Genomic DNA, 24956 nt, shown 5'->3' with positions numbered 1-24956 from the left:
GGCCTTACGGCTCCGGATCCCAGATACAGGAAAACGCGTGAACATGTCGAACGCGAACCCATATGCTCTGCTTTTTGAACCGGTTCAGATTGGACCAGTCACAGCCAGAAATCGCTTTTATCAGGTGCCACATTGCACCGGGCTGGGGCATGTCCGACCGCGGGCGGATGCCGCCGTTCGTGGGATGAAAGCCGAAGGTGGGTGGGCGGTGGTTTCCAATCAGGAGACCGAGATTCACCCAACCTCAGACCTGTCTCCTTATGCCGAGGGGCGGCTATGGGACGGGCGCGATGTTCCCGCGTTGCGGCTGATGACGGATGCGGTACATGCGCATGGTGCGCTGGCAGCTATCCAGCTGGTGCACAATGGCAACCATGCGCAGAACCTGCTGACCCGGGCTCCGGTTCTTGCACCTTCCGAGATGTCTGTCGATACGACGCATCCCAAGCAGGCGCAGGCCATGGATAAAGCTGATATTCGCGAGTTCCGCCGCTGGCACCGCGAGGCCGCCCTGCGAGCGAAAGATGCCGGATTTGACATCATTTACGTCTATGCCGGACACAACATGACTTTGGCGCAACATTTCATGCTGCCGCATATGAACCAGCGTAGTGATGAATATGGCGGGTCGCTTGAAAATCGTGTGCGCCTGACACGCGAACTGCTGGAAGACACCCACGCAGCTGTAGGTGACAGCTGCGCTGTGGCGCTCCGTTTTGCCATTGATGAGATGGTGGGCGCTGACGGAATGCAGGCTTCAGAAGAAGGCCGTGCCGTGGTCGAGCTTTTGGCCGATCTTCCTGACCTATGGGATGTGAACGTAGCCGACTGGTCCAATGACAGTGCCACAACTCGCTTTCAACCAGAAGATGGCTATCAGAACGCGTTTCTGTCGCACGTCAAACAGGTAACACGGAAACCCGTGGTTGGTGTTGGTCGCCTGACGTCTCCCGATATGATGCTGTCGATGGTCAAAAAGGGAATTGTCGACCTTATCGGAGCGGCGCGACCTTCCATCGCGGACCCATTCATTCCCAAAAAGATTGAAGAGGGTCGCATTGACGAAATCCGCGAATGCATCGGCTGTAATATCTGCGTCTCATCTGACAATCTGGGCATCCCGATCCGTTGCACCCAAAACCCGACCATGGGCGAGGAATGGCGGCGTGGTTGGCACCCCGAGATCATCGCGCCGAAAAAGAGCAACGCGGATACTTTGGTTATTGGCGGTGGCCCTGCTGGTCTTGAATGCGCTACGCAGTTGGCAAGGCGAGGATATCAGGTGACCTTGGCCGAAGCCTCAGCTGAATTTGGTGGACGTGTTGCAATGGAAAGCAAACTTCCCGGCCTCGCGGCTTGGTCCCGCGTCGTCGATTATCGCCTGAATGATCTGAAGCAGCGCGGTAATGTCCAATTGTTCACCAACAGCAGGCTTGATGGCGATCAGGTGGCAGAGCTTGGCGTCGAACATGTCTTTGTGGCCACCGGCAGCCACTGGCGTACCGACGGCATGGGCCGTAGCACGCAGCGCCATATGCCTCAGATCGAGCAAACCGCCAAAGTGTTGACGCCTGATGATATTATGAACGGCCTTCTGCCTCCGGATGGACCGGTGATGATCTATGATGATGACCATATCTATCTGGCAGGGGTAATCGCTGAAAAACTGGCGACCGCCGGATACCAAGTGGTCTTCGTCACGCCAGAGAGTTTAGTTTCAACTTACGCCGTCAATACTTTGGAGCAGCCTCGTATTCAGGCCCGCCTGATCGAGCTTAGTATCGACATTCGCTGCAATCAGGTGCTGACGGCGGTTGAAGGTGACATCGCGCGCATCGGGTGTGCCTTTACCGGACGCGAAACGGATATTCCGTGCGCCTCGACAATTCTGGTTACCGAGCGCCACCGAGAGACAGCGCTTTATGACAGCTTGCACGGGATCGGTTTGAAAACCCTCGAACTTATTGGCGATGCCGCGTCTCCGGGGTTGATCGTGGACGCAGTATTCGCAGGCCACCGCGCGGCACGCGATTTTGAACGCCCAAAGGCAGAAGCAGACAAGGATTGGTTTCGCCGCGAGATAATCGATTTGGAGGATACGTGATGAACAGCCGACCGTTTGAGTTAGATGCTTTGATGGCCTCGCACCAGTACGGCCACGCGCTGCCGCGTGAATTCTATACCTCGCAAGACATCTATAACTATGACATTGCCCAGGTCTGGAACCGTAACTGGCTTTGGGCAGGGCATGTCAGCCAAATCCCAAACCCCGGAGACTATTTTCTGTTCGACTATGGCCCGGAGAGCATCATTATTGTTCGCGACCGCGAAGGAGAAGTTCGCGCTCATTTGAACGTCTGTCGGCATCGGGGATCTCGCGTCTGCACTGAACAATCCGGCAACTCCCGTGTTCTTGTTTGCCCGTATCACGCTTGGACATATGAGCTATCGGGGAAACTTCGTGCGGGCCACAACATGGGAGAACACTTTGACCCATCCAAATTCGGGCTATTTCCCGTTCAGGTGAGTGTCTTCAAAGGCCTGATTTTTGTCTGTGCCGATGCAAACACGCCATCGCTTGATCCTGTCCTCAGCCAACTTGCGCCTTTGGTCGAACCCTATGGTTTAGACGACTTGAAAATTGCGCATACGGCGTCATTTCCGGTTCCAGCGAATTGGAAACTGGCGGTTGAGAACTATCTTGAATGCTACCACTGCGGACCAGCACACAAAGAATACTCTCGCTCTCATAGCCTGAAATCGCCACAAGACATGGCTGGCTTGGTCGAGCCGCTGAATGCAAGGGCTGTAGAAGTTGGGCTGACGCCTGATGAATTGGCGCTTGTTGGCGAGGCTGCGCCCACCCCATTCACCAGCGGGTACTATCGGCGCTACCCGCTTTACCAAGGTTACAAAACCGGCAGCAAATCGGGCGAGGCGCTTGCGCCATTGCTTGGAACGTTGAATGGCTTCGACGGTGGCGCAACTGACTTTGATATTGGTCCATTGAATTGGTTCCTGATTTATTCGGATCACATGGTGGGTTACCGCTTTGTTCCACGTGGCCTACAGGAAACCGACATTCAGGTGGTCTGGCTGGTTCGCGCTGACGCCGAAGAAGGCCAGGATTACGACAAGGAAGACCTGACCTGGCTTTGGCATGTCACATCTTTGGATGACGAACGCATCATTCGACACAACCAGTCCGGCGTGAATTCTCAATACTTCCAACCGGGCCCCTTGGGCGAAATGGAAACCTCGATCCAGGATTTTTACGATTTCTATTTCACCATGATCAGCCCGGAACCAGAACAAAGGATGGCAGGTAATGGCTGAGGCAAAATCACGCCGTCGCGGTGGTGGTGGGCGCGCCGCGCGCATAAAGGTGCAACAGGCGACCACGGGCAACGAGGCTGTGCGTGGAGGCTTAAGCGGCGGGCGCTATAAGCCGTTGACCCAATCAGATATGGAGAACATCCACCAAGCGGCCCTGACCGTTCTGGAAAACACTGGCGTCACCGACCATTTCCCGGAACTGCTTGATCTGGTGCTGTCCAAGGGCGCGGTGATGAATGACCTCAATCGACTGTGCTTCCCCCGTGCCCTGATGGAAGACATTCTGGCTGGTGCTGCCAGGGAATTTTACGTCTATGCCCGAGGAGAACGTGAAGGCAAAGACGACATGCATTGCAAGGCGGAGAGTGTCTATTTCGCCAACTCTGGCACCGCCGTCACCACCTTCGATTCCGAGACCAAAACTTATCGCCCTTCGGTCCTGCGCGATGTTTATGATTTCACTCGTCTGGTTGACCGTTTGGACAATATTCATATGCTGGGCGACACGGTGTTGGCCACCGACGTGACCGATGATTTCGCTCACGACATGAACACCATATATGCGATGCTCGCAGGTAGCCAAAAGCCTGCCTGTCTGACCTTTCGCGACCGCAGCCATATCCCGCATGCCATCCGAATGTTTGATTTGGCTCAGGGTGGTGAAGGCGCTTTCATGAAAAAGCCAAGCGTCATTTTTGGTGGCTGCCCCATGGTTTCGCCCCTGCGGATCGGTAAGGAAAACATGGAAATCCTGATTGATGCCGCCAAGCTTGGTCTGACTGTCGATCTGGCCGTGCCTCCTCAGGCCGGGGCCACAGCCCCCGCGACGCTTGCGGGAACACTGGTTCAAACCGTGGCCGAAACACTGGCCTGCGTTGCCATTGTAAACCTCATTACGCCGGGCTGCCCGGTCTGTTTTGCCGCCTGGCCCTTCATCACGGACTTGCGCAGCGGGTCGTTTACCGGCGGCAGCGGTGAACAGGCTCTCATCGGGGCAGCGGCCATTCAGATGGGCAATTTCTATGGCCTGCCCACATCCGTTGGCGCAGGCATGACCGATGCCAAAATACCCGACGCGCAATACGGGTTGGAAAAGGCGCTGACCTTCACACTTGCCGCACATGCCGGTGCCAATCGCCTTTGCGAGTTTGGCGGTATGATCGGCAGCCTGATGGGATGCAGTTTTGAAAGCATGGTTATCGATGACGAAGCGGGTGGTATGATCCTGCGATCATTACGCGGGATAGAAGTCACAGATGAAACCATGGCGGTGGATGTGATCCACCAATGCGCCATTGATCCAGGTCATTTCCTCGGCAACCCACACACGCTGAACTATATGAACACCGAATTTGTCTACCCGCGGCTCATGGATCGTGAGCGTACAGATACATGGGAAAACGAAGGCAAAACTGATCTATTGGACCGCGCCCGTGACAAGGCCAATTCCATTCTCGACAGCCATTTTCCCAACTACTTCGGCGCTTCAGACGCTCAGGTGCGCGAAGAGTTCCCAATTGTGATGAGCGCAGAAAGTATGGCCCGCCGTGGATAACTCTAACGCCAAGCACTGGGACAACGACCATTTCCTGCACCCGTGGGAAGGGATGGCAACTTTGGGCGAAAACGACCGCACTTTTATCGAAGGTGCCAGCGGCATCCATGTGGTGAACGAAAAAGGCGAACGCTTGATCGATGGACCGGGCGGCATGTGGTGCACCCAGATCGGTTATGGGCGCGAGGAGATGGCCGAGGCCATGGCTGAGCAGGCTCGGAACCTTGCCTATTTCTCGCCCTTTAACAACTCCAACTCGACTGCCGCGCGGTTCGCACGCGAAATCGCCAAACGGGCGCCGGGCGACTTGAACAATGTCTTTTTTACCACCGGCGGTTCCACTGCGGTGGATACGGCCATCCGCTTTGTCCACTTTCGAAACAACCTTTTGGGTCTGCCCGAGAAAAAGAAGATCATTTCAAGGCAAAAAGCCTATCACGGAAGCACTTATCTGGCGGCCAGCGTCAGTGGAAAAGAGCGTGACAGGCTTTGGCTAGACAAGGCGGATGACCTCGCACATTTCCTGCCTGACGTGAATCCGCTCTACCGTGCAACTAGTCAAAGCGAAGAGAGCTTTCTGAAAGAGAAGGTTTCCGATCTTGAAAACGCCATTGTGGCACTTCGTCCAGAAAATGTTGCCGCTTTTATCGCCGAACCTGTTCTGGCATCTGGCGGCGTGATCGTACCGCCAAAAGGATATCACGAAGGCTGCCTAAACATCTGCAGGAAGTATGATGTTCTATATATCTCGGACGAAGTGGTGACAGCTTTTGGGCGATTGGGTCATTGGTTTTCGTCTGATGCAGTTTTTGGCATTCAGCCAGACATAATCACCTGTGCCAAAGGAATGACATCCGGGTATGCACCTATGGGCGCCGCGGTTATCTCGGATAGATTGATCGCCGACGTTGCGGGAAAAGATGCTACCTTTTCTAATGGTTACACCTATTCTGGCCACCCGGTCAGCGCGGCCGCTGGTCTAAAAAGTATGGAAATTATTGAACGGGAACAGCTTCTCGAACACGTTCGGAACGTCGCTCCGGTATTTCAGGATCAACTACAGCAGCTGCGTCAGATTGACATCGTTGCCGATGTGCGCGGGATGGGGTTGATGGGATGCGTTCAATGCTCAGTTGATGGTGATCCCCGGAGCGACCTGGGATGCGACTACGAGATTGGCGGCCAAATCGATATTGAATGCCAGAAACGTGGGCTACTTGTTCGACCTGTGATCAACATGTGTGTTCTTTCACCGCCCCTAATGATTAGCGAAAGTGAAATTGAGCAGATGTTTTCTGTCTTGCGCAAAGGGCTTGAAGCGACAAGTGCATGGCTCGGCGGGATCAGGGACTAATGAAATGCGTGCGCCTTTGTTGTGAATGTCCAGAGATCGGGATGCCATTGAAGCATTTGAGCTTAGAGCTCAAGGTCCGTTTCTCCAATTGAGCGTTTGGGTCAAGCTCGATTTCCTTGATTGTAAGGGGCCATATTCACTCTTCCGGGTCACACTTCTCTTCGCAGTCTGGGTGATGCCGGATGACTCACTTCGTTTTTTACAATTGCCTGGGCCACAGTCGACGGCCGTCCTTCCCAACGGGAATTGAGTAGCCGAACGCATGGAGTTGTTTTGTATTTTCTAATCACTTGTGAACTCACCTAAAGCTTGAGAGTTCATGATGTCTGTTTCCTTTTGAAGGCATCATAAGCTTCTAGGTGCTAGTTCTCACTAACTCTCTCGTCGCGCTCGTTTTCAGCGCCTGTGCGAATGGTCTCTCAGAAGCGCGAGAGAATGCACCTAAAAGGAGTTTTCGGCATGTTTCGCCGACCGGTCAGAGTTTTCACACAGCCTCCGGACAAAGCTGCCGTCGGTTAAATGGTTGCTTGTGACGGGTCTATGGCCCAAACCGGACGTTCCCAGCTGAGCTTTGCAAATCCCGAGTTGCTTAAGAAAGCAAAAAAGTCCGTGGCGAAGGCTTTGCCAAAGCCCCGTTCGGGCCAACCATAGACGCAGTTTAGATGAATTCTTCGCCACAACTGAGGTCTTGCGCAGGTCCATCCCTTCGAATCTGGCAATTCGACCGAATGACTGCAAACTGAATTTAGTGCGAGAAACCACCAATGCACTCAATTCAGGACATCAGCGATTGCCCTTATCAGGTTCAACACTTCATAAGTTTCACGGTTTATTTCGTAAACGTAGTTTCCGGCTCGCACGTAATATCCATTGCGCCGCAATCCCCACCGGCTAGGATTATCGACTCGGGCATACCCATCATAAATGTAGTCCCCACGACGGTATTTTTTGGCCTGTCTTGGCGGTACGAACGGGACCGCTTTTTTCGCCAAGCCTGGTGGACAAAGTCCGGATTTGGATTTCACTTGGATTGGCGGGTAGCGCCAACTCCACTAGCTTGCCCTGTGTTATGGCTGCACAAACTGGGATTTGCGTTGGCTGGTGACGCACCTTGTGCGGTCAGTGCCAGCGCCAAAACTCCAATAATTTTTTTCCTAACGAGCACCTTCTCTATCTTAACAGCCTAGATATAAGTTTGAATGGGTCATGGCGAGTTCATCAGCGAAGAGTCGCTTTCCTGTACGATAAATTGCTTACGACCTGAGACCATGTGCTGAGATTGTGATCGCATGATCCAACCAAAGTGCCAGGTTAGGGTGCTCTTCGTCCACCTCGTCGCCCGCTTAATCCTTTGTCTTTATTTCGCGAACAACATTAACCGAACGTGAACAATGTGTTCTCAAAGTGTTCAATCAAACTGAGGCATAGTGCTCATGTTGGATCGAACGAGTTGTAAACCGTTTGATCGCTGACAAGGGGAAACGCATGATTAAGTCTGCCTTTGTGACTGAAGAGTCCAGCCCAACAACTGTGATGCAAACCTCCGGCAAAGTTGCCGTGGAACGTTTGTCAACCACAACAAGGTCGAGCAGTGGTCGCTTCCCTCCTATAGAAAATGCACTGACAGAAATCGTTAAAAACAAGCGGCTTTTTGAGGCACATAACAACGTCTGAAGACAGTTCAGCAGACTCTCAAACAATTCCCGATATTCGTCCTAAATATTGGAATTGATAACTAAATCCTGCTCCGGTTTGGGGCGGGGTTTCTTTTTGTGCGCCCTAGGGAAATTGACGCAACCTTTGGCGAACTCAATGAACTTCGGGCCAGCCGCTTCTCACTCTTGGGAAACATTTGGCTGGCCCGGCGCTGAGTGCTTCCGTGAGTGGTCAGCACTTCGAGTTGATTGACGAGAAGAGGCTGGGATCTTTCGTTACAGACCCAACAACGCTTTCACCTCTTCTTCAACTGCGTCGGTGACGGGTTTGTTGGCTGCGGCTTCCAGCGCTTCTCGCTCAGCCAATTCTTGTTCATCAACCAGATCAACGAGTTCTTGCACTTCTTCGGTTGCTTCTTCGTATTCAACAGCAGCTTGTCGTTCGTCGTTCAGGTCCTGTGCTTCTTCGACCGAACTGTCTAAATCCGCACGTGCTTCTTCGAGCTGTTCTTCGATTTCAGGATCCGTTCCACCGGCGTCTTCGAGCGCCTGTTCAAGGTCTTCGACCCTCTCTTGATTCTCTTGAACGTCGACCAGAGCTGTGCGCAAGTCTTCTTCTATCTCGGGAATAGTCCGCTCTGGAGGTTCCAATCCGGCGAGTTCTTCCAATTGTTCCGCAAGCTCCTCGCGCAGCGGCTCTCCGGCTAGAACGGTGTCTCGGTAATTGGCAATTCGACCGACACGGGAATTGGGTGCAGCGTTTTCTAATGCAGTTGCGTTGGCATTGGCTGCGTTAAGCGCTCCTAATTCGGACGGGTGAGCGCCGAGAAGCGCCGCCATACTGTTCCCTTTGGTTCGCACGGCCGGGCGGATGGACTCTTCGACAATCACGGTTGTTGATGATTTCGAATATGTCCTTGGCTTTTGCTTACCGCTATGAGTGGTCGTGTTTTTCTTTGAAGTGTTAAACGTTCTAGTCTTACCTTTTCCGCTGAAGATATCCTTCAATGTAAAACGACCGCTATTCCCAGAAGCAGAGCGCGAGGATTTTGACTTCGAGTTTCCAAAAATGGACTTCCCAGCACTTCGCCCACTCCGGCCTTTGTCGGCATCTTTCTTTCCGCCTTTGTTACCGGCAGAACTGTGGTCGCTACGGTCTCCTTTATCTGAGTTCCCTTTGCCGCTGCTATTACCTTTTCCGCCGCCGTTTCCTCCAGCGTTTCCATTATCGGCGCCCTTGCCGTTTCCGCCAGCGTCACCTTTTCCGCCGCCGTTTCCTCCACCTTTACCGTTTCCTCCACCTTTACCGTTTCCTCCGCCATTGCCTTTACCTTCCTTAGCAAAGGCTACATCCGGCGCGGCGATGGTGGCCACGATGGCAGTTGATCCCAGCAACGCGATTGCCAAGGTTGATGCTTTTAACAGTCCAAAATTGGTGGTTTTCATAACAGCCTCCTCAGTGGAAATCAGCGGACGTTAATTCTTTAAATCGGCTCTCTGTGTTCCAAAGTCTCGATTCACGTACGAATCTTCAAAGTTCGTTTCCATTTAACTTGAGGGTAATTGAACGCAGGGCTAACTGCTTGTTCATCATCGGTTCATGTCGAAAGACGTAGCCTCTAGCCGCGAAATACGAGGACGTTCATGCGTGCGAAGGTGATCTTGATTGTTGCAAGTTTGCTGGTTGCTTTGCCCATTGGGGAAGCGGCTGCCCAGACGCGCGAGCTCATGCAAGGTGAACTGCGCAAGGCGACCTTGACCGGCGGCACCATCCGTTTGAAACGGGTTATCAAAGGCGTCGAGAAAGCCTTTGGTGGCACCCCCGTTGATGCGCGCGCGTTTCAGGCTGATCAAATTTACTATCGCATTCTTGTCAAAAAGCCCGATGGAAAAATTGTCAGTGTAATTGTGAATGCCCAGACCGGAACGGTCGTTTCCAATCGATCCAGTGTTGGTCGACAAATATCGAAAGCAGCGCGTTCGACACCTGCTGACGTCAGCAACAGTCGCAATACTTCTACGAGCCGTGGAAACAATGGCAACGGAGGTGGCAACGCTGGTGGCAACGGGAATGCTGGAGGCAATGGCAACGGTGGCGACAACGGCAATGCTGGAGGCAACGGCGGCGGCAATGGCAATGCTGGAGGCAACGGCGGCGGCAATGGCAACGCCGGTGGCAATGGCAACGGTGGCGGCAACGGTAACGGCGGCGGCAATGGCAACGGTGGCGGCAACGGTAACGGCGGCGGCAATGGGAACGGCGGTGGTAACGCAGGTGGCAATGGCAACGGCGGTGGGAATTCTGGCGGGAACGGCAAAGGCGATCGTTAAAAATAGTGCTTAAACTAATGCCGTTGCGACTGTAGCTTTTGAATATGAGAGTACTTCTGGCTGAAGATGAACCGCAGCTATGCGAGCAGGTTAAAAAACTTCTAATTGCGGAAGGCCGTGTTGTAGATGTGGCCAACAATGGTACAGACGCCCTGCACCTGGGTGCGACAGAACCTTACGACATAATCATCCTCGACATCGGGTTGCCAGAACGCGACGGTATTTCTGTCTTGCGTGAATGGCGTAGTGCAGGCGTTAAGACGCCTGTTTTGATCCTGACGGCTCGCGACGGGTGGAGCGAGCGCGTGGATGGCCTGGATGCCGGCGCTGATGACTACATGACCAAGCCGTTCCACATGCCCGAGTTGGCAGCACGTGTGCGTGCAATCCTGCGCAGACAAAGCGGTCAGTTGAACCCTGTGATCGAAATGGGGGATGTCTCGCTCGACACACGAAACGGGCGCGTCAGTGTTGGTGGAATTCCTGTGGTTCTGACCGCGCAAGAGATCGCCGTTCTTACCTACCTTGCTCACAACATGGGACGCATGGTTTCGCGCACCGAGTTGTCAGAACACATTTACGAATACGACGGCGATCGGGATTCCAACACCATTGCTGTTTTCATAACCCGGCTGCGTAAAAAACTAGGCTCTGAACTTATTACGACTGTCAGAGGGCGCGGCTATATGATCGATACCGCCTGATGTTGTCGCTTCGCCAACGCGCGTTGCTTGGCGGCCTCGCGACTGGCGCCCTTTCTGTGGGTGTCGGAACGCTCGTTGTGTTTTCCTACATCAATACCCGCGTCCTGGAACAGTTTGATGAGACGCTGCGCGACAGGCACACGCAACTTATTGTCGGCCTGAGCGCAACCACAGACGACCCTGAGGCTCTGCGTGATCTCATGTTCGACCCGGCCTACGGAACGCCGTACTCCGGCAGGTATTGGCAAGTGACGGATGGCAGCGGCGCCATATTTACGTCCGCATCGCTCTTTGACGAAACAATTTCCGAACCTGCTGGCTTGAGGGAAGAGGCAGTCGTCTGGAACACCGCTGGCCCGGATAATGAGGCCGTGCGAAGTGTGTTTCAGAAGATCACGTTCGAAGACGGAACCGAATGGGGCGTGACTGTCGCTGAAAGCAGAGGAGAGCTGATCAGCGAACGCCGGGCCGCGCAGGACAACTTGCTGCCGGTTTTTGGATTGGTTGGCTTGATCGGAGTTGCTGGTTCATTGATGTTGATGTCTGCAATTGTCGGTCCTCTCAGGAAGCTGCGCGCAGATGTGGCGCATCGCTGGGACAAGGGAGACGATCTTAAGCCGGAGGGCTATCCGGAAGAAGTTTCGCCACTTGTCGAGGACCTCAATCAATTGCTGCACAGAAACCGCGAGATTGTATCTGGTTCTCGACGGCAAGCGGCTGATTTGGCGCATGCGCTAAAAACCCCGACTGCGATCCTCCGAAACGAACTGGCAGCTTTGTCGGACAACGGAGCAGATACCGAACCTGCCGACGACGCGTTGAACAGGATCGATGCTCAGCTCAAGCGCTCCCTTGCACGCATGCGTGCGTCAAACACCGCTGAACTTACATACTCTCGAACTGATCTTACTCATTCGGTTAATAGGCTATCCAGATTGTTCTCGGTCACGGCAGAGCGTGAAGGAAAATCTTTAACGACAGAATGCGAGAGCGGACTTCAGGTCCGAATGGACGCTCAAGACATCGAAGAAGTGATTGGAAACCTCCTCGACAACGCTCTGAAATGGTGTCGGACAAGAATTCACATAGCTGCCAAACGTGTTGCGGGCGGTATTGAGATTTGCATTGAGGATGACGGACCTGGAATTCCAGAAGATGCACGTGAAGGGGTACTGCATTCCGGAGGGCGGCTGGACACTTCTGTTCGAGGAACCGGTTTAGGTTTGGCCATAACAGTTGACTTGTTGAACGCTTACGGCTGCAAGCTAACACTGGATACATCCTCTAGCCTCGGCGGCTTGGCTTGCCGGATTCTAATTTCAGGAAAGACACAAACATAAATAGCCGAGACCAGTCCCTAGCTTCGGGCAATCGAAGTACAACTCATTTGAGAAGAATGGGAATTCGAACGACTTCGACACTTCTCGTACGGGGAACAGTGTGCGTGTTGGCCGCGACTGCGGAATCGTAGCAAGATATAGAATAACGGGCGCATGTCACAGGGCGAACTTTGCAAAGCCCGGTTACTGCGCTTCACTGTTATTCGAACAGCATGCACCATCTTGTCGGTTTTTGACTCATTGCGGCCTTGCGCCAACGCAGCAATGCCGTTGCGCCAGGCAGGTTCACGCTGCACGTCTTGATCCTTAGCGCGGAGTAGATCGGGCCAACGCCAACTAGACCTGTGATGAGCGGGATGATGCCAATAAGCCCCACATCGTCTGAGAGCCGACAAAGGTCAAAGACAGCAACACAAGGTCAAGAATGATACGCGTGCGCGACCAAGTGTTCCTTCATTTCTGGACATCATTAAATCCTCCTTGGTTGATTGATGCCCAATTCTAACCTTTTACGTCGCCGACAGACGGTGACAGAGTCACCGCTAACCTGCGGCAACATGTTCCAGTTCCTTGCGATCAAGTATGGCGATGCCGTCCTCATGCTGCTTTACCCAGCCTTTCTTCGCGAACTCCGCCAATCTGCGGGACACGTAGGCGCGGCCTGAGGCTGTTTCGCTTGTGAGTACGGAGTGGGTTGCCTTCACCCTGCTGCCTGAAGACGCAAGCCTTATCAAGGCCTTGGCGAGTCACGCATCGAAGTTCGTAAGCGCCACATCTTCAATCAACTGCTGTTGTTCCGAAAACCGCGAGGAAACGGACAACATAATCATAACTCGGAACTCAGCGTCCTCGGCGAGCTTCTTTCGAAACTCGTGAGCTAGCACGATTTGCCCGGTCAAGTCGGTCTCTGCAACACCTTCGGCACCGTAGGCCTCGTCCCTTATCAGGCATGACAAAATCTGGAGGCATACGTCGGCCGACGTGACACGATATAGGACCACTTCGCGTCCGCTCGGGCCTGTAAGCGTTACACGACTTGATCCCTCTGACAGAATGATGAAGCTTGGACATGCTTGACCTGGTTGAAAGACTGTTGCGCCACATGGCGCGGCAAAACTGCGGAGGACACTCGTTCTCGCAAATATCCCAAATTCCCGAAGATTAGAAACTCGTGAATTGATCAATTCAAGCCGGATCGCCTTAGATTCTTCTCGTGTGCAGTCTGGGCTCAGTTTTGCCGTTCTCCGCAGCAATCATAATTGATTGGAGGAGCCCAATGCGAACGTTTCCGACTGGACATTGCAAATTTGGAAAGTCAAAAATGTAAGAACTCGAAAGTCTCAGTTGCATAAAATCACTTAGCTAGCGCTTCCGATATACGTTCGACTAGTGCCTTCTGAACTACAGCAAACCTTGGAGTTTGCGAGATTTCTTCTAACGTTGCGACCCACAGCGGAACCTCGAACTTAGGATTCACGTCCTTCGACCGCTTAAGGCGGGTATCCACGTCGCCAAAAAATGACGGCAAAAAGGTTTTACCAGCTCCCGAGGCCGCCATCTGCTGTAGCACCAGAAAACTGTCTGCTCCATTGGTCATTTCGTCGGCGCTTACATTCTGCGCCAGCCATTTGGCAGGAAGTGAACGACTCAACGCTCCGTCTAGCCTCATCCATTTGCGATTGGGGCTACCATCGTCATAGACACCGAAGGACAGCGTTCCTGCACGCTCTCCGATTAGCCCTTCCCCGAGCTTTATCGAAGGGCGCACAGCAATGTCTGCTGTCAGTCGGGAAAGATCATGGTGGCTGTTCTGGCTTAGCAGAGTCAGGTTCAAACCTGGGTAAAGGAGTGAGATTTCGTTGAGTATTCTTGGGAGAACAATCTGACAAAGACTATCAGTCGATGTAATGCGCACGTGACCCATTGGCGAGCGATTTGCTCCGACAACCGCCCGCTCCACCGAAAGCACCGCTTCTTCAACGCTTTCCATGGCTGAAAAGATCGCACTGGCTTCGGGGAGAACGGAATATCCTGACGAACTTTTCTGAAAAACCACGCAACCATTGCGTTCTTCGAATGCGGCCACCCTGCGCAAGACTGTGGCGTGCGTGACGCCCATCGCCGCCGCCGCCGCGTTCAACGAACCGTATTTGCTTACGGCTAGTGCGTACCGAATGTCATCCCAGTTTTCATTGTTCATAAATTAACAAGTGACGACCAATAACAAACAATTACAAGAAAATTCGTTCAAGCTAACATTCGGAGCATTGAACAGGGAGACACATCATGATGAAGAAGTTCTCAATCTTCGCGGCAGGTCTTTTGTCATTGGTCGCCATTGGCACAGCCATCGCCCACGAAAGTGAAAACCCGGCTGTGAAAGCTCGAACCTCAATCATGCAACTCTATGCCTTCAATCTTGGTACACTTGGCGGCATGGCCAAAGGCGAAGTGGACTATGATGCCGAAGCCGCAACACGGGCTGCAAACAACCTTGTTGTGCTAACGCAGATCGACCAATCCGCGATGTGGCCCCAGGGATCTGACAATGTGTCCGATCCGTCCACCCGAGCGCTGTCGGCAATCTGGGAAAACTTCCCTGACGTTGGTGCGAAAGGGCAGGCCATGGCAGATGCCGCTATTGCGATGCAGGCTGCGGCTGGCCAAGATGTTGATGCCCTGAAAGCGGCCATGGGCGATCTGGGTGGAAGCTGTTCGGCGTGTCACAAAGCTTACAGAGCACCGAAAGACTAATCGGCAGATAGCTGTGAAGCGGATTTTCCTATTTACCGCTTTCGTTGCACTTTTGGTTGGGTTGGCCGGTTTGGTTCTGACCCGACCACAAAGAGTGGAGCCGTCTCAACTCGACGGTTTGAACCCAGATCACGCCAGAGGTGAAATCGTGTTCTACGCGGCAGGATGCGCATCCTGTCATGCAGCGCCTGATGCAGTTGGCGAGGACAAGCTCATGCTCTCCGGTGGTCGCCGGTTTGAGACGGATTTCGGCACGTTCACTGCCCCCAACATTTCCAGTGACCCAGAAGTCGGCATTGGGTCCTGGTCTGCCCTGGATCTGGCCAACGCCTTGATCCAGGGGACCGGACCCGAAGGGCAGCACTATTTTCCAGCGTTTCCCTATACATCTTACGCCAACATGTCAGCACACGACGTCGTTTCGCTTCACGCATTCCTCGGCACTCTGCCAGCAGCCACAACTGCAAGCGTTCCGCATGAGGTAGGTTTTCCTTTCAATGTTCGTCGTGGATTGGGGGGATGGAAACTGTTGTTCATGACACCAGGTTGGGTAGTCGAAAGTGATTTGACCGACCAACAAAGACATGGCAGGTATTTAGTCGAGGCGCTGGGTCATTGCGCTGAATGCCATACCCCGCGAAATGGTCTAGGTGGTTTAAAACGAGACCTTTGGCTGACGGGCGCTCCAAATCCAAACGGGAAAGGTCGTATCCCCGGCCTTACTTCAGACCAGCTTGATTGGTCCGAGGCTGACATTGCCGAGTACCTCAAATCTGGCTTCACGCCGGATTATGACAGTGCTGGTGGTGAAATGGTGGGGGTCATCGAGAACACGTCTCGCCTTACAGATGAGGACCGTTTGGCGATTGCAGCGTATCTCAAAGCTGTTCCTGTTTCGTCGACGGGGCTTCCATCAGAGTAACGTCGTTGGCGCCATGCAGGTGGACCAGATGCTGTCGTCGGTCGCTGTTAGGAAGCCGCAGGGCATATTCCCTTTTCACCAAACACCTGTTTTACGTGCTGAACACCGGAGTTCACCAGTCACCCGAGTTTCTGTTCATGATTGACAAAGATTCGTGGCCAAATGACACAAAAAATCGCTCTTTGGTCCATTCCAATTTCCATTGTGGTACCGGCCTTGTAACTGCTGACCTGGTAGCTGACGGGCTCGGTGGCGTTGTTGTCAGACGCAATGGAATCAACTGTAAATGTCGTTGCAGCGCTGCTGGCGTATTTTGCAGTTCGGATTTCCAATATACCCCTGACGAAAAACACCTCTTTGGTCACAAAAAGGCCGAGTATCTTTCCGCCGTCGCCGAGGGCGTACTGATTGTGCTGGCGGCATTCTTAATCATCAGAGAAGCTGTGCTGGCACTCCCAAACCCGCATCTTGAGGATGCGCCACTTCTTGGAATCGTTGTCAATGTCATCGCAACTGGTGTGAATGGCGCATGGGCTTACCCACTGTTCGGAAATTGTGCGTTTCCTTGCAAGCCATGGTGAGAAAATTTTACAATTGAACTTGAGCAACCACGCATGTGTTGATGCCCTTCCGTCCATTGGCGTAAGGAAGTTGATGAGCTCGTGCTCAAGGGAAACTGAACGTTCTGGCGATCCAGCGCCGGGAACCTGAAACTGATACGTACTCTTCGCAAAGAATACCCCCGCTTCCCTCAAACCGACACGTATAAGGAAAGACACTAAATGACCCAGACCACTGATACTAATCGCCGGATCGTATTGAATGAGCGTCCCAGTGGCGAGCCCGACGCCAGTACGCTCCGTTTGGAAACCGCAGATATCCCTACGCCGGGCGCAGGTGAAATGCTGGTCCGCACACATTACCTGTCGCTCGACCCCTACATGCGTGGGCGGATGAACGACGCTAAATCCTATGCCGAACCCGTAGCAATAGGAGAAGTGATGACGGGACAGGTTGTAGGGGAAGTCATTGCTGCAAATCTCGATGGTTTCGAAGTTGGCGACTTTGTCCTCTCAAACAGTGGGTGGCAAGATTATGCAATCTCCGATGGTCACGAGGTCATCAACATGGGTAAATCTCCCCAAAACCCGTCTTGGGCTCTTGGGATACTTGGGATGCCTGGCTATACTGCCTATGCAGGGTTATTGCAGATAGGCGAACCAAAACCCGGCGAAACCGTTGTTGTTGCCGCAGCCTCCGGCCCTGTTGGAGCTACCGTGGGTCAGATTGCCAAACTCAAGGGTTGCCGAGTTGTCGGGATTGCTGGTGGGGCCGACAAGTGTGCCCATGTGGTCGAAAACCTCGGTTTCAACGCCTGTATTGATCATAAGACCGCCGATTTTGCCGACCAGCTGCGCGCAGCATGCCCCGATGGGATCGATGTCTACTTCGAGAATGTTGGTGGCAAGGTGCTTTATGCTGTTTTACCCTTGCTCAACCCCTTTGCCCGTATGCCAATCTGCGGCGTAGTTTCGTGGTACAATTTGACGGAGCTACCCAAAGGTCCCGATATGGGACCAGCAATAATGGGCACCTTGCTGAGGCAGAAGGTGAAAGCACAGGGTTTCATCATTTTCGACAGCTTTCCAATATCGCTTTACCAAGAGTTCACACGCGATATGACAAGTTGGATTCAGGATGGTGCGGTTAAGTACCGCGAGCACATGGTGGATGGGTTGGAGGCTGCACCAGAAGCCCTGAACCAGCTACTTCGCGGGGAGAATTTTGGCAAAATGGTTGTGAATGTTGGTGCCTGAAGAGGCCAAGGAAAGTTCTAACGAACAAGTGCCAATCGATTTTTTGGTTGGCACTAATAGTACTTAGGGTCAGGACGCATAGCCAATAGATGACGGTAGCCGCCAGTGCGATGGCTGAGAGGAAGACGTTTGGGCACCTGTCGTATCGGGTTGCCAATCGCCGCCAATCTTTCAGCCTTCCGAACATGATCTCGATCCGATTGCGACGTTTGTAGCGGCGCTTGTCGTACTTCACCGCTTTCTTCCGCTGCTTCCGGCCTGGGATGCACGCGCGTATACCTTTGTCTTTCAACGCTTCCCGGAACCAATCAGCGTCATATCCGCGATCCCCAAGCAGCCATTCGACATCTGGCAGGCTGCTCAACAATGCCCGAGCGTCGATATAATCGCTGACCTGCCCAGCCGTCACAAACAAGTTGAGTGGGCGTCCCTTGCTGTCGCAGATAGCGCGCAGCTTCGTGTTCATGCCGCCCTTGGTCCGACCGATCAGGCGTCCACGCCCCCCTTTTTGACGCCCAAACTGGTCGCTGTGCGGTGCGCCTTCAGGTAGGTCGCATCTATCATCACGGCCTTATCTTCGCCGTGCTCAGCGGCCAATCCGGCCATCATCCGGGCGAAGATGCCCTTGCCGCTCCAACGTTTCCAGCGGTTGTAGAGCGTCTTGTGCGGGCCGTATTCCTTCGGCGCATCGCGCCAGCGCAAGCCATTGCGATTAATGAAGACTATCCCGCTCAACACCCGCCGGTCATCGACGCGGGGTTTGCCGTGAGACATTGGGAAGAAGGGCTCAAGACGCGCCATCTGGGCGTCGGTCAACCAAAACAGATCAGACATGTTCGCCGCTCGTTTTTCGAACCGTGAATCTCGCAACCCCGCAGAAATCAATGGGTCCTGACACTAGAAATTCTATTTCTTTCAGAACCATGCCACATCGCAACTAACTTCATTGAGCCGCTTGGCGCTCTTTCTCCGGCCAAAATTCATCCACAACAACATATGCGATGATTACAAAAAAAGCGGCGCTGGCAACTTGCAATACGCGAGTGATGCTCTTGACGTCAGCCTCGTCTGAAAATGGTGCAACCGAACCGCCATATACAATCAGAGCTGTCGTAATAGCGGAACCGGCGGCGGCGGCGAGCGGGACTTTTGACTTTCCAAGTGCTCCGAGTGTTAGGCAAAAGAAAAAACACAGCAAAATGGGGGTGAGAATAACCGGAGCTATTACGTTTATCTCATAACAAATGATGGATACTGCCGCCCCAAGAAGGTTTGCCGTCAGCATAGCTTTTGCAACTGTTTTGCCTGCAGCGGGCATTGCCGCAAGTTGCTGGCTCAGCAGGGCGACAAAAAACAAAACTAGTAATGCAGATGCGCCGGAAACAAAAAACGCCAAGGCAAACGGCACTGTTACAAGCGACATCCTGACTATTCGGCGATATGGGTCGAAGTTCGGCGACGATGCGGCCTTCTTCTGGGCCGCTGATTGAGGTTCGGCGGGGATCAGCACGAACATTAGCGTCGATACAAAGCCCGCAAACAGCAGATTCAAAGGTATCCAATACACAAGCACCAAGGCCAGATCCTGGGATTGCAGAACCAAGTTTGGGATCATCAATGCTCCCATGAGAGCGATGACACCTGGTAAAACTCCGGCGCCAGAAACTGACCACATGAAAGACAGGATTATTCCAATGGCCACCAGAATGAGAAAAACAAGAGGATATGGTGAGAAGATTGACGACACCAGGAACGAAATGAACATCAATCCAATCGAAAAAACAAACAGCTTAGCAAATGCTGCCAGAGGCAATGCGGCGGGCGCCTGCAAAAACAGTGCGGCGAACACCGCCCCAACGACGGCGAGTGGCCAGCCAAGAAACAAGCCCAAGGAAAAGACGCCGGTAACACCCACCGCAAGCCGGGCGACAGAGCGTTGGTCCTCAATACGCATAGGACAGTATTGAAACCACGCGGATGTAGGTGCGGCCTACCAGGTTCAGCAATGAGTTGTCACTTAGATACATGATCACATCGGCCTGCCCGTTCAACTGAAAGCGAAGATCATCTTCGGCACTTCCAGCTTCATAGCCCGGCAATACGATCCTGACTGGGAACCTTTCCGGCTCCCGCAAGAAACCTTTGGTACTGGGCGGACTCGCCAGTTGCCCGGGCACATCACCGCCACTTAGGGAAACGGCCGCGCTAAAGCTCTCAATGACGCCAGGAACAATCTGACCGGGATGCATATCCAAAACCACATCAACCGGAGACCCTACCGAAGCTCTTCCTAGGTTGTTCTCGGTAAAATACGCCTCGATCCAGACGTCAGTCGCGTCCAGAAATGTCAACAGATCCTGACCGGATCGCGCATACGTTCCAGGGGCTATCAACAGATTAGAGATCACGCCTGTCGCCGGAGCACGCAGTTCAGTCCATTCCAGGTTCAGTTCCGCATCCGCCAAGGCCGCCAACGCGCGCTGGATTTTCGGGTTTTCAATCCCATCGTCACCAAGCCTCTGTTTTGCTTTTTCCAGATCCGCTTTTGCGTTCTCATAGTTTGCCTCGGACTCTGCCAGTTGCCCTCGCGCATCATCGGCCTTAGTGACGGCGATCAACCCTTTCTTTTCGAGCGCAAATACGCGTTCCGTCTGAATGCGCATTGTATCCAGATCGCTTTGCGCCCTTGCGAGTTTGGCCTGTGCCGCTCTTACCTCTGCCGAAGATGCACCCACCTCTTGAGTGGCTGCCTCGAGATCAGCTTCCGCCTTGTCGCGCTGAATCTCGTAGGGTCGCGCGTCGATCCGGACAAGGACATCTCCGGCCGAGACAACCTCACCGTTTTCGACCAAAACTTCAGTCACAGTGCCAGTCACCTGCGGGACGATCTGGGTCGCCACGGCTTTTACTCTGGCGTTCCCGGTAAATGGTGTTTTCCGATCAGCGACCAGGTACCAGGCAAGGAAAATCAGAATGACAGCCAGGGTTGTCCATATTGTCTTCCTCATTTCGCCGCACCTTCAGCAGCGCCCTCGGCTTCGGGCGAGGTATCAATCCAAACTTTGAATAGCTCATAGAAAACAGCGAAGAGAACCGGCCCCATAAAGACGCCGATCAAACCGTACGCCATCATACCTCCGAGAACACCGATGAGGATGACCAACATGGGAGTCTCAAGGCCTTTTGAAATGAATACGGGTCTTAGGAAACTGTCCATTATCATGACTGGAACGGCCAAAACGGTGAAGATCAAAGCAGTTCCGCCAGACATGGAACTCCATGCGTAAATAATAACCGGTATAAGAACCAATCCGGGCCCGATTTGGATAATCGAAAGTATCAGGCAGATAAATGCCAGCGTGGCGGCCGAAGAAATCCCAAACAAAGCCAACAGTATCCAAACGCAGACCGCCTGAATGGCTGCTACACCAATCACGCCTTTTGTCACGTTCCTAATAGTTGCGCCTGCCAGTGTTACGAATTCACCGCCGCGCGGTGCGAAGACACGGTTTGCAAAGCGCTGAAGACCCTGGACCAAACTTGGCCCGGGGCTGAACAAAGCCCCCATAATCAGTACGGAAAGAGCTAAACCAAGCAGCCCGATTCCGATGCCCAGCACCTTTCCGAAGAGCGATTTGGTGATCTCAAGGATTTGCGTGCCGTATTTTGCAAGCGCGCCGTCAAGATTGCGCTCAAACATTCCCCAGACATCGGCTATTTTGTCTCCCACCAAGGGCAACTCCTTGAGACCCTCTGGCGCAGGTGGGACTTTCAAGTCACCTTTGTCTGCTTGTTCCGCGAATTCAGACCCAAGTTCTGCGGCACCAGACACCGCGGTAGCGACTGGCCCGAGGGTCAGAACAAGGCCCAGCAAAACCAAGATCGTCGTGGCAAGTTTTTTCCGCCCTCCCAGCTTGGACTGAAGCCAATCAAATGCCGGATATAGCGCCACACAGAGGATCGTTGCCCAGATAACCACGCTCGCAAGCGGGGCCACCATGACCAGGGCGCTGTAGAGGAATAGTCCGAGAAACAGCAATCGTATCGCTAGATCGACAATCTTTGCGTCCTGTGTCTTTTCCATTCCATCCCTCCATGTGTTTTTCGAATGTTACACTCAAAAAACATAATATGTACATTTTTTTGAATTTTAGTGATCGTCTATCAGTTTGAAGACACAAATGAATCCGAGCCACAGCTTGAGGGGCCCAGTCAAACCAATGCCTGGGCATGAACTCGATTTGGTCAAATTGGGATAATCTACTTGTCCGCTTTTTTGTCGTCCTGGGACAAGATTGTATCCGCCACTGTGGTCGCCGCGGTCACGAAGACACCGAGGCCCACGACGATGTAAATCATTGTGAAGATCTTCCCTGCCGCGGTTTCAGGTGAGAAGTCACCAAACCCCACGGTCGAAATGGTCACGACAGAAAAGTAGATTGAGTCGAGCCAACTCCAACCTTCGACAAAGTGGTAAAAGACCGAGGCCCATAAAATCATTCCAACTGTGAAGGCAAGAATGCCTTTCACTCTACCGTCTTTGAGAGCGACGCCTATCCCACGTGTTATTCTGGTTAGTGAATTCATCATGTCCTCATTCTTTGATGAATTCATACATAGCAGTAATTAGATAAATATGGAAAACCGGAGGCACTTGGCTGCCTGTCGCTTGAAGCTTACGTCCTGCCGCCTTGGTCAAAGCTCATGCAGCGCATCCGCTTTAGCTAGGGTCCTGACCCTACACCGCACGACTCATGATCTCCGTGGTGTGCATAGCGTTCATTTCGAAGTGAGATTATTTCATCATGTGCATGCTTATGTTCCTCTGGGACGTTTTTTCTAACGTACTTTGTCACTCCGGTAGTGGATGAAAACAGCCGTCCATACGAAATCACAAAGGCGGCGGTCATTGCCTCAATTTCCATTAACGATGGAAGTGAAACTGTAGTTCTGTCGACTTCCACCTTATTCAGATCAAGCCAGTCGAGATAGAACTTAAGGTGATGCACTGTCATGATATTGGTTGTTGTCATTCTGAGTCGGTTGATGTCCCGTTTATTCTCATTAATGACGTCGGCTGCGTCTTCTTGGGTGAAGCTCCTTGTTACGTCTCCGTTAGTATGGTCAAAATATACCCTACGTTCACACCACTGAAACCAAAGTCTGCATTGGGCTCACTGCCGATGTTCTCTGTGGTGAGCTTGAATATGTCCTTTGAGCCCTTACTTGACCTTGGACAACACCTAAAGTCTCGCTCGTGCAGCAAGTCGCGAACCGCACATTCCAGACGTTCAGAACGAGGTGGCAAATAGCAGGTGAGCAGACAAAGAGGTCCTTCGCTATGGTGGATTAAACGACCGCTATTGATGCGGTCTTACAAAACGGGGAAAATTTTTCCATTTTCAACGATCAAAGACCGCTTCCCAAACATGTTTGCGGAAATATTTGGTTGCAACTAATCGTTTCACGTCCTCGCCTTTCTTCCATTTTCCAGAGCCAGGGCCGGCGTGCGGACTTTGACTCGATAGTTCCGGATGGTTTGGAGCGCTATAGTTTCGGTCGCACGGCAGTTTCCAAGCGTTAGCCTGTTTTTGTGGAGCGGACCAAAAGAGGAGCGTAGCACAAAACAAACCCACCAAAAGACAGAAGCCAGAAGATGCCCGAAAGATCGGTTAGGCTCGGTACTTTATCAGCGAATAGCCGCGCGGCAACTGCCACCAAAAGCGCAAAATAGATTGTAACCGTCATACGGTCTGCGCGCAGTGGACGGCCGGTGTGGCCCAAAGTGGCTCTGGTCATGACGGCAAGTGTCATCCCGCCGATAGCGCCAACCATCCAAAGATGTTGTGCTGCAGCAAGCCCGGAGCTGCCCGATAATATGGCCGCTCCCAGCGCAAATGCACCCAATGGAATGAAAGCGTAACAGACATGCAGCATCCAAAGCAGCGGTTCTGGTGCGGTCTGATGACCTTGCCAACGCAATAGACGTACCAGATGGAGGACACTCAGCAAAAGAAGCAGCACAGCGGAGACTTTCAGGGCCGGCTGAACCGCCCACAGCATTAGAATTGCCATCGTCGCCACAAGCACGACTTTGTCAAATGACTGCATCGGAGGCGCCGGGAGTTTATTGTGCTGCCGCTGAACCAACCAGTTGCGCGTGAACGAAGGGATGATCCGACCGCCAATTACTGCAACCATCATCAATGCAGTGGCGAGCCCCATACGTAACCCAATGCCTTGGGCTGCAAAGCCGCCACGTGCGTTCTCGATGTGGAACAGCGCGTTTGCAATCGTGAACAGGGCCAGCAACCCCAGAACCAACAGATTGCGCCAGTTCCTGCCTGCCACGATCTCACGCAATATCAGCCCGCCAAGAATTATCGGAAATATAAGATCAATGGCGGCGGCCCATCCAAGCGGAAGGAATGCGGAGGTCAGTACCGCGACGCGTCCTGCACACCAGATCGCAAAAAGCGCGATCAGAGGCCAGCCCACCAGAGGCAATCGACCGGTCCAGTTTGGCACTGCGGTCAGCAGAAATCCTGCGAGCACAGCACCAAGGTAGCCAAACAAAAAAGCGTGGGCGTGCCACGATACCGGATCAAACCGCGTAGGCAATGTCAGCACACCAGACAATATCAGGATCCAAAGCAGCATGGACAGCACAGCCCAGACCGAAGCGAACAGGAAGAACGGGCGAAATCCGTAACTGAACAGCGCCAGTCCACGCCAGGCGCGCATCTGTTGCATTGATGAGTTTGCCACAGCTAATCCCTAGCCCTCTGTTCTGCCATCGGCGATATCCATCAGGTGCCGTATGTGACTGGCAAAATACCATGTCGCAGGTCCACCAATTACACAGCCCAACGCGATGGACCATCCGGTCGACAGAACCGGTCCGCCTATCCAGCTGAATATCAGAGACAAGAAGAAAACGTTAACTGCCATGGCGCCTGCCCCTAACGGGTACAGAACCAGGGTAATACGGGTAACTGTCCAACTCTCCTGGGTCATCGGCGCGACACAAGCCAATGCACAACCCCCAGCGCGGCGATCAACGTGACGCTGCCAACTGCGAACCAGAACTCGGCGGTGGCGGATTGGGCCTGCGGGATCGGGCGGTCAAAACTTTCGGCCCAAACCGGGGATGCGAGAAGGGTCAGGAAAAAGGGAAGGACACGCATG

The 24956-nt window shown here is 53.1% G+C and carries 24 protein-coding genes and 1 pseudogene; 12 read left to right on the top strand and 13 right to left on the bottom strand.

Features of this window, described 5'->3' with window-relative positions:
• Window positions 1-43: 43 nt before the first annotated feature.
• The 5 genes from AC2FFP_RS19775 to AC2FFP_RS19755 all read left to right on the top strand — a co-directional run bounded on the left by AC2FFP_RS19775 (window position 44) and on the right by AC2FFP_RS19755 (window position 7919).
• Window positions 44-2104: an oxidoreductase gene (locus AC2FFP_RS19775; RefSeq protein ID WP_496881401.1), complete on the top strand. Its 2061-nt coding sequence runs from the start codon at window positions 44-46 to the stop codon at window positions 2102-2104.
• Window positions 2104-3336 carry an aromatic ring-hydroxylating oxygenase subunit alpha gene (locus AC2FFP_RS19770; RefSeq protein WP_496881400.1) on the top strand — a complete coding sequence of 411 codons (1233 nt, stop codon included), beginning with the start codon at window positions 2104-2106 and terminating at the stop codon, window positions 3334-3336. The genes AC2FFP_RS19775 and AC2FFP_RS19770 overlap by 1 nt, the downstream gene beginning before the upstream one ends.
• On the top strand, window positions 3329-4891 hold the full coding sequence (locus AC2FFP_RS19765; RefSeq protein WP_496881399.1) for a trimethylamine methyltransferase family protein: 1563 nt from the start codon (window positions 3329-3331) through the stop codon (window positions 4889-4891). Before AC2FFP_RS19770 ends, AC2FFP_RS19765 begins: the two co-directional genes overlap by 8 nt.
• Entirely contained in the window at window positions 4884-6245 is a 1362-nt protein-coding gene (locus AC2FFP_RS19760; RefSeq protein WP_496881398.1) for an aminotransferase, read from the top strand. The genes AC2FFP_RS19765 and AC2FFP_RS19760 overlap by 8 nt, the downstream gene beginning before the upstream one ends.
• A gap of 1485 nt (window positions 6246-7730) precedes the next feature.
• A complete protein-coding gene (locus AC2FFP_RS19755; RefSeq protein ID WP_480794126.1) occupies window positions 7731-7919 on the top strand; it encodes a hypothetical protein in 189 nt (62 codons plus the stop codon).
• Window positions 7920-8176: 257 nt separating this feature from the next.
• Here AC2FFP_RS19755 and AC2FFP_RS19750 read toward each other — a convergent pair whose 3' ends face one another.
• The gene (locus AC2FFP_RS19750; RefSeq protein ID WP_496742162.1) at window positions 8177-9346 is read right to left on the bottom strand and encodes a hypothetical protein; all 1170 of its coding nucleotides are present in this window, start codon (window positions 9344-9346) and stop codon (window positions 8177-8179) included.
• 198 nt (window positions 9347-9544) lie between these two features.
• Between AC2FFP_RS19750 and AC2FFP_RS19745 the strand changes: the two genes are divergently transcribed.
• Genes AC2FFP_RS19745 through AC2FFP_RS19735 form a run of 3 tightly spaced genes read left to right on the top strand, consistent with a single transcriptional unit; the run spans window position 9545 to window position 12275 of the window.
• A complete protein-coding gene (locus AC2FFP_RS19745; protein ID WP_496725617.1) occupies window positions 9545-10231 on the top strand; it encodes a PepSY domain-containing protein in 687 nt (228 codons plus the stop codon).
• Window positions 10232-10275: 44 nt separating this feature from the next.
• Window positions 10276-10935, top strand: a complete 660-nt coding sequence (locus AC2FFP_RS19740) for a response regulator transcription factor (RefSeq protein ID WP_496725618.1) — start codon at window positions 10276-10278, stop codon at window positions 10933-10935.
• Window positions 10935-12275 (top strand): sensor histidine kinase, encoded by a 1341-nt coding sequence (locus tag AC2FFP_RS19735; protein ID WP_496725619.1) that lies wholly within the window; start codon window positions 10935-10937, stop codon window positions 12273-12275. Before AC2FFP_RS19740 ends, AC2FFP_RS19735 begins: the two co-directional genes overlap by 1 nt.
• A gap of 199 nt (window positions 12276-12474) precedes the next feature.
• On the opposite strand, the gene AC2FFP_RS19730 is transcribed toward AC2FFP_RS19735, so the two are convergent.
• The 4 genes from AC2FFP_RS19730 to AC2FFP_RS19715 all read right to left on the bottom strand — a co-directional run bounded on the left by AC2FFP_RS19730 (window position 12475) and on the right by AC2FFP_RS19715 (window position 14475).
• Window positions 12475-12651 (bottom strand): YgaP family membrane protein, encoded by a 177-nt coding sequence (locus AC2FFP_RS19730; RefSeq protein ID WP_496725620.1) that lies wholly within the window; start codon window positions 12649-12651, stop codon window positions 12475-12477.
• 166 nt (window positions 12652-12817) lie between these two features.
• Window positions 12818-13009: a helix-turn-helix domain-containing protein gene (locus tag AC2FFP_RS19725; protein ID WP_496725621.1), complete on the bottom strand. Its 192-nt coding sequence runs from the start codon at window positions 13007-13009 to the stop codon at window positions 12818-12820.
• Window positions 13010-13021: 12 nt separating this feature from the next.
• Complete coding sequence (locus tag AC2FFP_RS19720) at window positions 13022-13459, bottom strand: Crp/Fnr family transcriptional regulator (RefSeq protein ID WP_496783170.1); 438 nt, start codon at window positions 13457-13459, stop codon at window positions 13022-13024.
• A gap of 170 nt (window positions 13460-13629) precedes the next feature.
• The gene (locus AC2FFP_RS19715) at window positions 13630-14475 is read right to left on the bottom strand and encodes a LysR family transcriptional regulator (RefSeq protein ID WP_496742006.1); all 846 of its coding nucleotides are present in this window, start codon (window positions 14473-14475) and stop codon (window positions 13630-13632) included.
• An 86-nt stretch (window positions 14476-14561) separates the two neighbouring features.
• On the opposite strand from AC2FFP_RS19715, the gene AC2FFP_RS19710 reads away from it, so the two are divergent.
• The 4 genes from AC2FFP_RS19710 (at window position 14562) to curA (ending at window position 17768) form a co-directional block, all read left to right on the top strand.
• Window positions 14562-15029 carry a c-type cytochrome gene (locus tag AC2FFP_RS19710; RefSeq protein WP_496725623.1) on the top strand — a complete coding sequence of 156 codons (468 nt, stop codon included), beginning with the start codon at window positions 14562-14564 and terminating at the stop codon, window positions 15027-15029.
• A gap of 13 nt (window positions 15030-15042) precedes the next feature.
• The gene (locus AC2FFP_RS19705) at window positions 15043-15951 is read left to right on the top strand and encodes a c-type cytochrome (RefSeq protein ID WP_496769410.1); all 909 of its coding nucleotides are present in this window, start codon (window positions 15043-15045) and stop codon (window positions 15949-15951) included.
• Window positions 15952-16046: 95 nt separating this feature from the next.
• Window positions 16047-16532, top strand: a complete 486-nt coding sequence (locus AC2FFP_RS19700) for a cation efflux transmembrane domain-containing protein (protein ID WP_496881397.1) — start codon at window positions 16047-16049, stop codon at window positions 16530-16532.
• Window positions 16533-16733: 201 nt separating this feature from the next.
• Window positions 16734-17768, top strand: a complete 1035-nt coding sequence (curA, locus tag AC2FFP_RS19695; protein ID WP_496769414.1) for an NADPH-dependent curcumin/dihydrocurcumin reductase — start codon at window positions 16734-16736, stop codon at window positions 17766-17768.
• A gap of 79 nt (window positions 17769-17847) precedes the next feature.
• Here the strand turns inward: curA and AC2FFP_RS19690 are convergent.
• From AC2FFP_RS19690 to AC2FFP_RS19655, 8 genes and pseudogenes are all read right to left on the bottom strand, one after another.
• Window positions 17848-18602: pseudogene (locus AC2FFP_RS19690) on the bottom strand (IS5 family transposase); the annotation flags it as partial.
• 109 nt (window positions 18603-18711) lie between these two features.
• A complete protein-coding gene (locus AC2FFP_RS19685) occupies window positions 18712-19722 on the bottom strand; it encodes a DUF2955 domain-containing protein (RefSeq protein WP_496742016.1) in 1011 nt (336 codons plus the stop codon).
• Window positions 19712-20776, bottom strand: coding sequence for an HlyD family secretion protein (locus AC2FFP_RS19680; RefSeq protein ID WP_496881396.1), 1065 nt, complete (start codon window positions 20774-20776; stop codon window positions 19712-19714). Before AC2FFP_RS19680 ends, AC2FFP_RS19685 begins: the two co-directional genes overlap by 11 nt.
• Entirely contained in the window at window positions 20773-21807 is a 1035-nt protein-coding gene (locus AC2FFP_RS19675) for an AI-2E family transporter (protein WP_496881395.1), read from the bottom strand. The genes AC2FFP_RS19680 and AC2FFP_RS19675 overlap by 4 nt, the downstream gene beginning before the upstream one ends.
• Before the next feature lie 221 nt (window positions 21808-22028).
• Window positions 22029-22268 carry a potassium channel family protein gene (locus AC2FFP_RS19670; protein ID WP_162896884.1) on the bottom strand — a complete coding sequence of 80 codons (240 nt, stop codon included), beginning with the start codon at window positions 22266-22268 and terminating at the stop codon, window positions 22029-22031.
• 1080 nt (window positions 22269-23348) lie between these two features.
• Entirely contained in the window at window positions 23349-24521 is a 1173-nt protein-coding gene (locus AC2FFP_RS19665) for an NnrS family protein (RefSeq protein ID WP_496881394.1), read from the bottom strand.
• Between the two features lie 24 nt (window positions 24522-24545).
• Window positions 24546-24719, bottom strand: coding sequence for an NnrT protein (locus AC2FFP_RS19660; protein WP_496725632.1), 174 nt, complete (start codon window positions 24717-24719; stop codon window positions 24546-24548).
• Window positions 24720-24781: 62 nt separating this feature from the next.
• On the bottom strand, window positions 24782-24955 hold the full coding sequence (locus AC2FFP_RS19655; protein ID WP_496725217.1) for a protein NnrT: 174 nt from the start codon (window positions 24953-24955) through the stop codon (window positions 24782-24784).
• Window position 24956: the final 1 nt, after the last annotated feature.

The sequence above is a fragment of the Ruegeria sp. YTSC004 genome (genome assembly GCF_059609805.1).
The sequence above is the reverse complement of the archived record's forward strand: the minus strand, read 5'-3'. Positions and strand labels throughout refer to the sequence as shown.

Excerpts from the sequence above, each read along its gene's own strand:
- AC2FFP_RS19745 (WP_496725617.1), top strand. The coding sequence starts at position 9,545 with ATGCGTGCGAAGGTGATCTTGATTGTTGCAAGTTTGCTGGTTGCTTTG.
- AC2FFP_RS19735 (WP_496725619.1), top strand. The coding sequence starts at position 10,935 with ATGTTGTCGCTTCGCCAACGCGCGTTGCTTGGCGGCCTCGCGACTGGC.
- AC2FFP_RS19765 (WP_496881399.1), top strand. The coding sequence starts at position 3,329 with ATGGCTGAGGCAAAATCACGCCGTCGCGGTGGTGGTGGGCGCGCCGCG.
- AC2FFP_RS19665 (WP_496881394.1), bottom strand. The coding sequence starts at position 24,521 with ATGCAACAGATGCGCGCCTGGCGTGGACTGGCGCTGTTCAGTTACGGA.
- AC2FFP_RS19775 (WP_496881401.1), top strand. The coding sequence starts at position 44 with ATGTCGAACGCGAACCCATATGCTCTGCTTTTTGAACCGGTTCAGATT.
- AC2FFP_RS19740 (WP_496725618.1), top strand. The coding sequence starts at position 10,276 with ATGAGAGTACTTCTGGCTGAAGATGAACCGCAGCTATGCGAGCAGGTT.
- curA (WP_496769414.1), top strand. The coding sequence starts at position 16,734 with ATGACCCAGACCACTGATACTAATCGCCGGATCGTATTGAATGAGCGT.
- AC2FFP_RS19750 (WP_496742162.1), bottom strand. The coding sequence starts at position 9,346 with ATGAAAACCACCAATTTTGGACTGTTAAAAGCATCAACCTTGGCAATC.
- AC2FFP_RS19655 (WP_496725217.1), bottom strand. The coding sequence starts at position 24,955 with ATGCGTGTCCTTCCCTTTTTCCTGACCCTTCTCGCATCCCCGGTTTGG.
- AC2FFP_RS19715 (WP_496742006.1), bottom strand. The coding sequence starts at position 14,475 with ATGAACAATGAAAACTGGGATGACATTCGGTACGCACTAGCCGTAAGC.
- AC2FFP_RS19755 (WP_480794126.1), top strand. The coding sequence starts at position 7,731 with ATGATTAAGTCTGCCTTTGTGACTGAAGAGTCCAGCCCAACAACTGTG.
- AC2FFP_RS19670 (WP_162896884.1), bottom strand. The coding sequence starts at position 22,268 with ATGATTTTATGGGCCTCGGTCTTTTACCACTTTGTCGAAGGTTGGAGT.
- AC2FFP_RS19660 (WP_496725632.1), bottom strand. The coding sequence starts at position 24,719 with ATGGCAGTTAACGTTTTCTTCTTGTCTCTGATATTCAGCTGGATAGGC.
- AC2FFP_RS19680 (WP_496881396.1), bottom strand. The coding sequence starts at position 20,776 with ATGAGGAAGACAATATGGACAACCCTGGCTGTCATTCTGATTTTCCTT.
- AC2FFP_RS19710 (WP_496725623.1), top strand. The coding sequence starts at position 14,562 with ATGATGAAGAAGTTCTCAATCTTCGCGGCAGGTCTTTTGTCATTGGTC.
- AC2FFP_RS19685 (WP_496742016.1), bottom strand. The coding sequence starts at position 19,722 with ATGCGTATTGAGGACCAACGCTCTGTCGCCCGGCTTGCGGTGGGTGTT.
- AC2FFP_RS19770 (WP_496881400.1), top strand. The coding sequence starts at position 2,104 with ATGAACAGCCGACCGTTTGAGTTAGATGCTTTGATGGCCTCGCACCAG.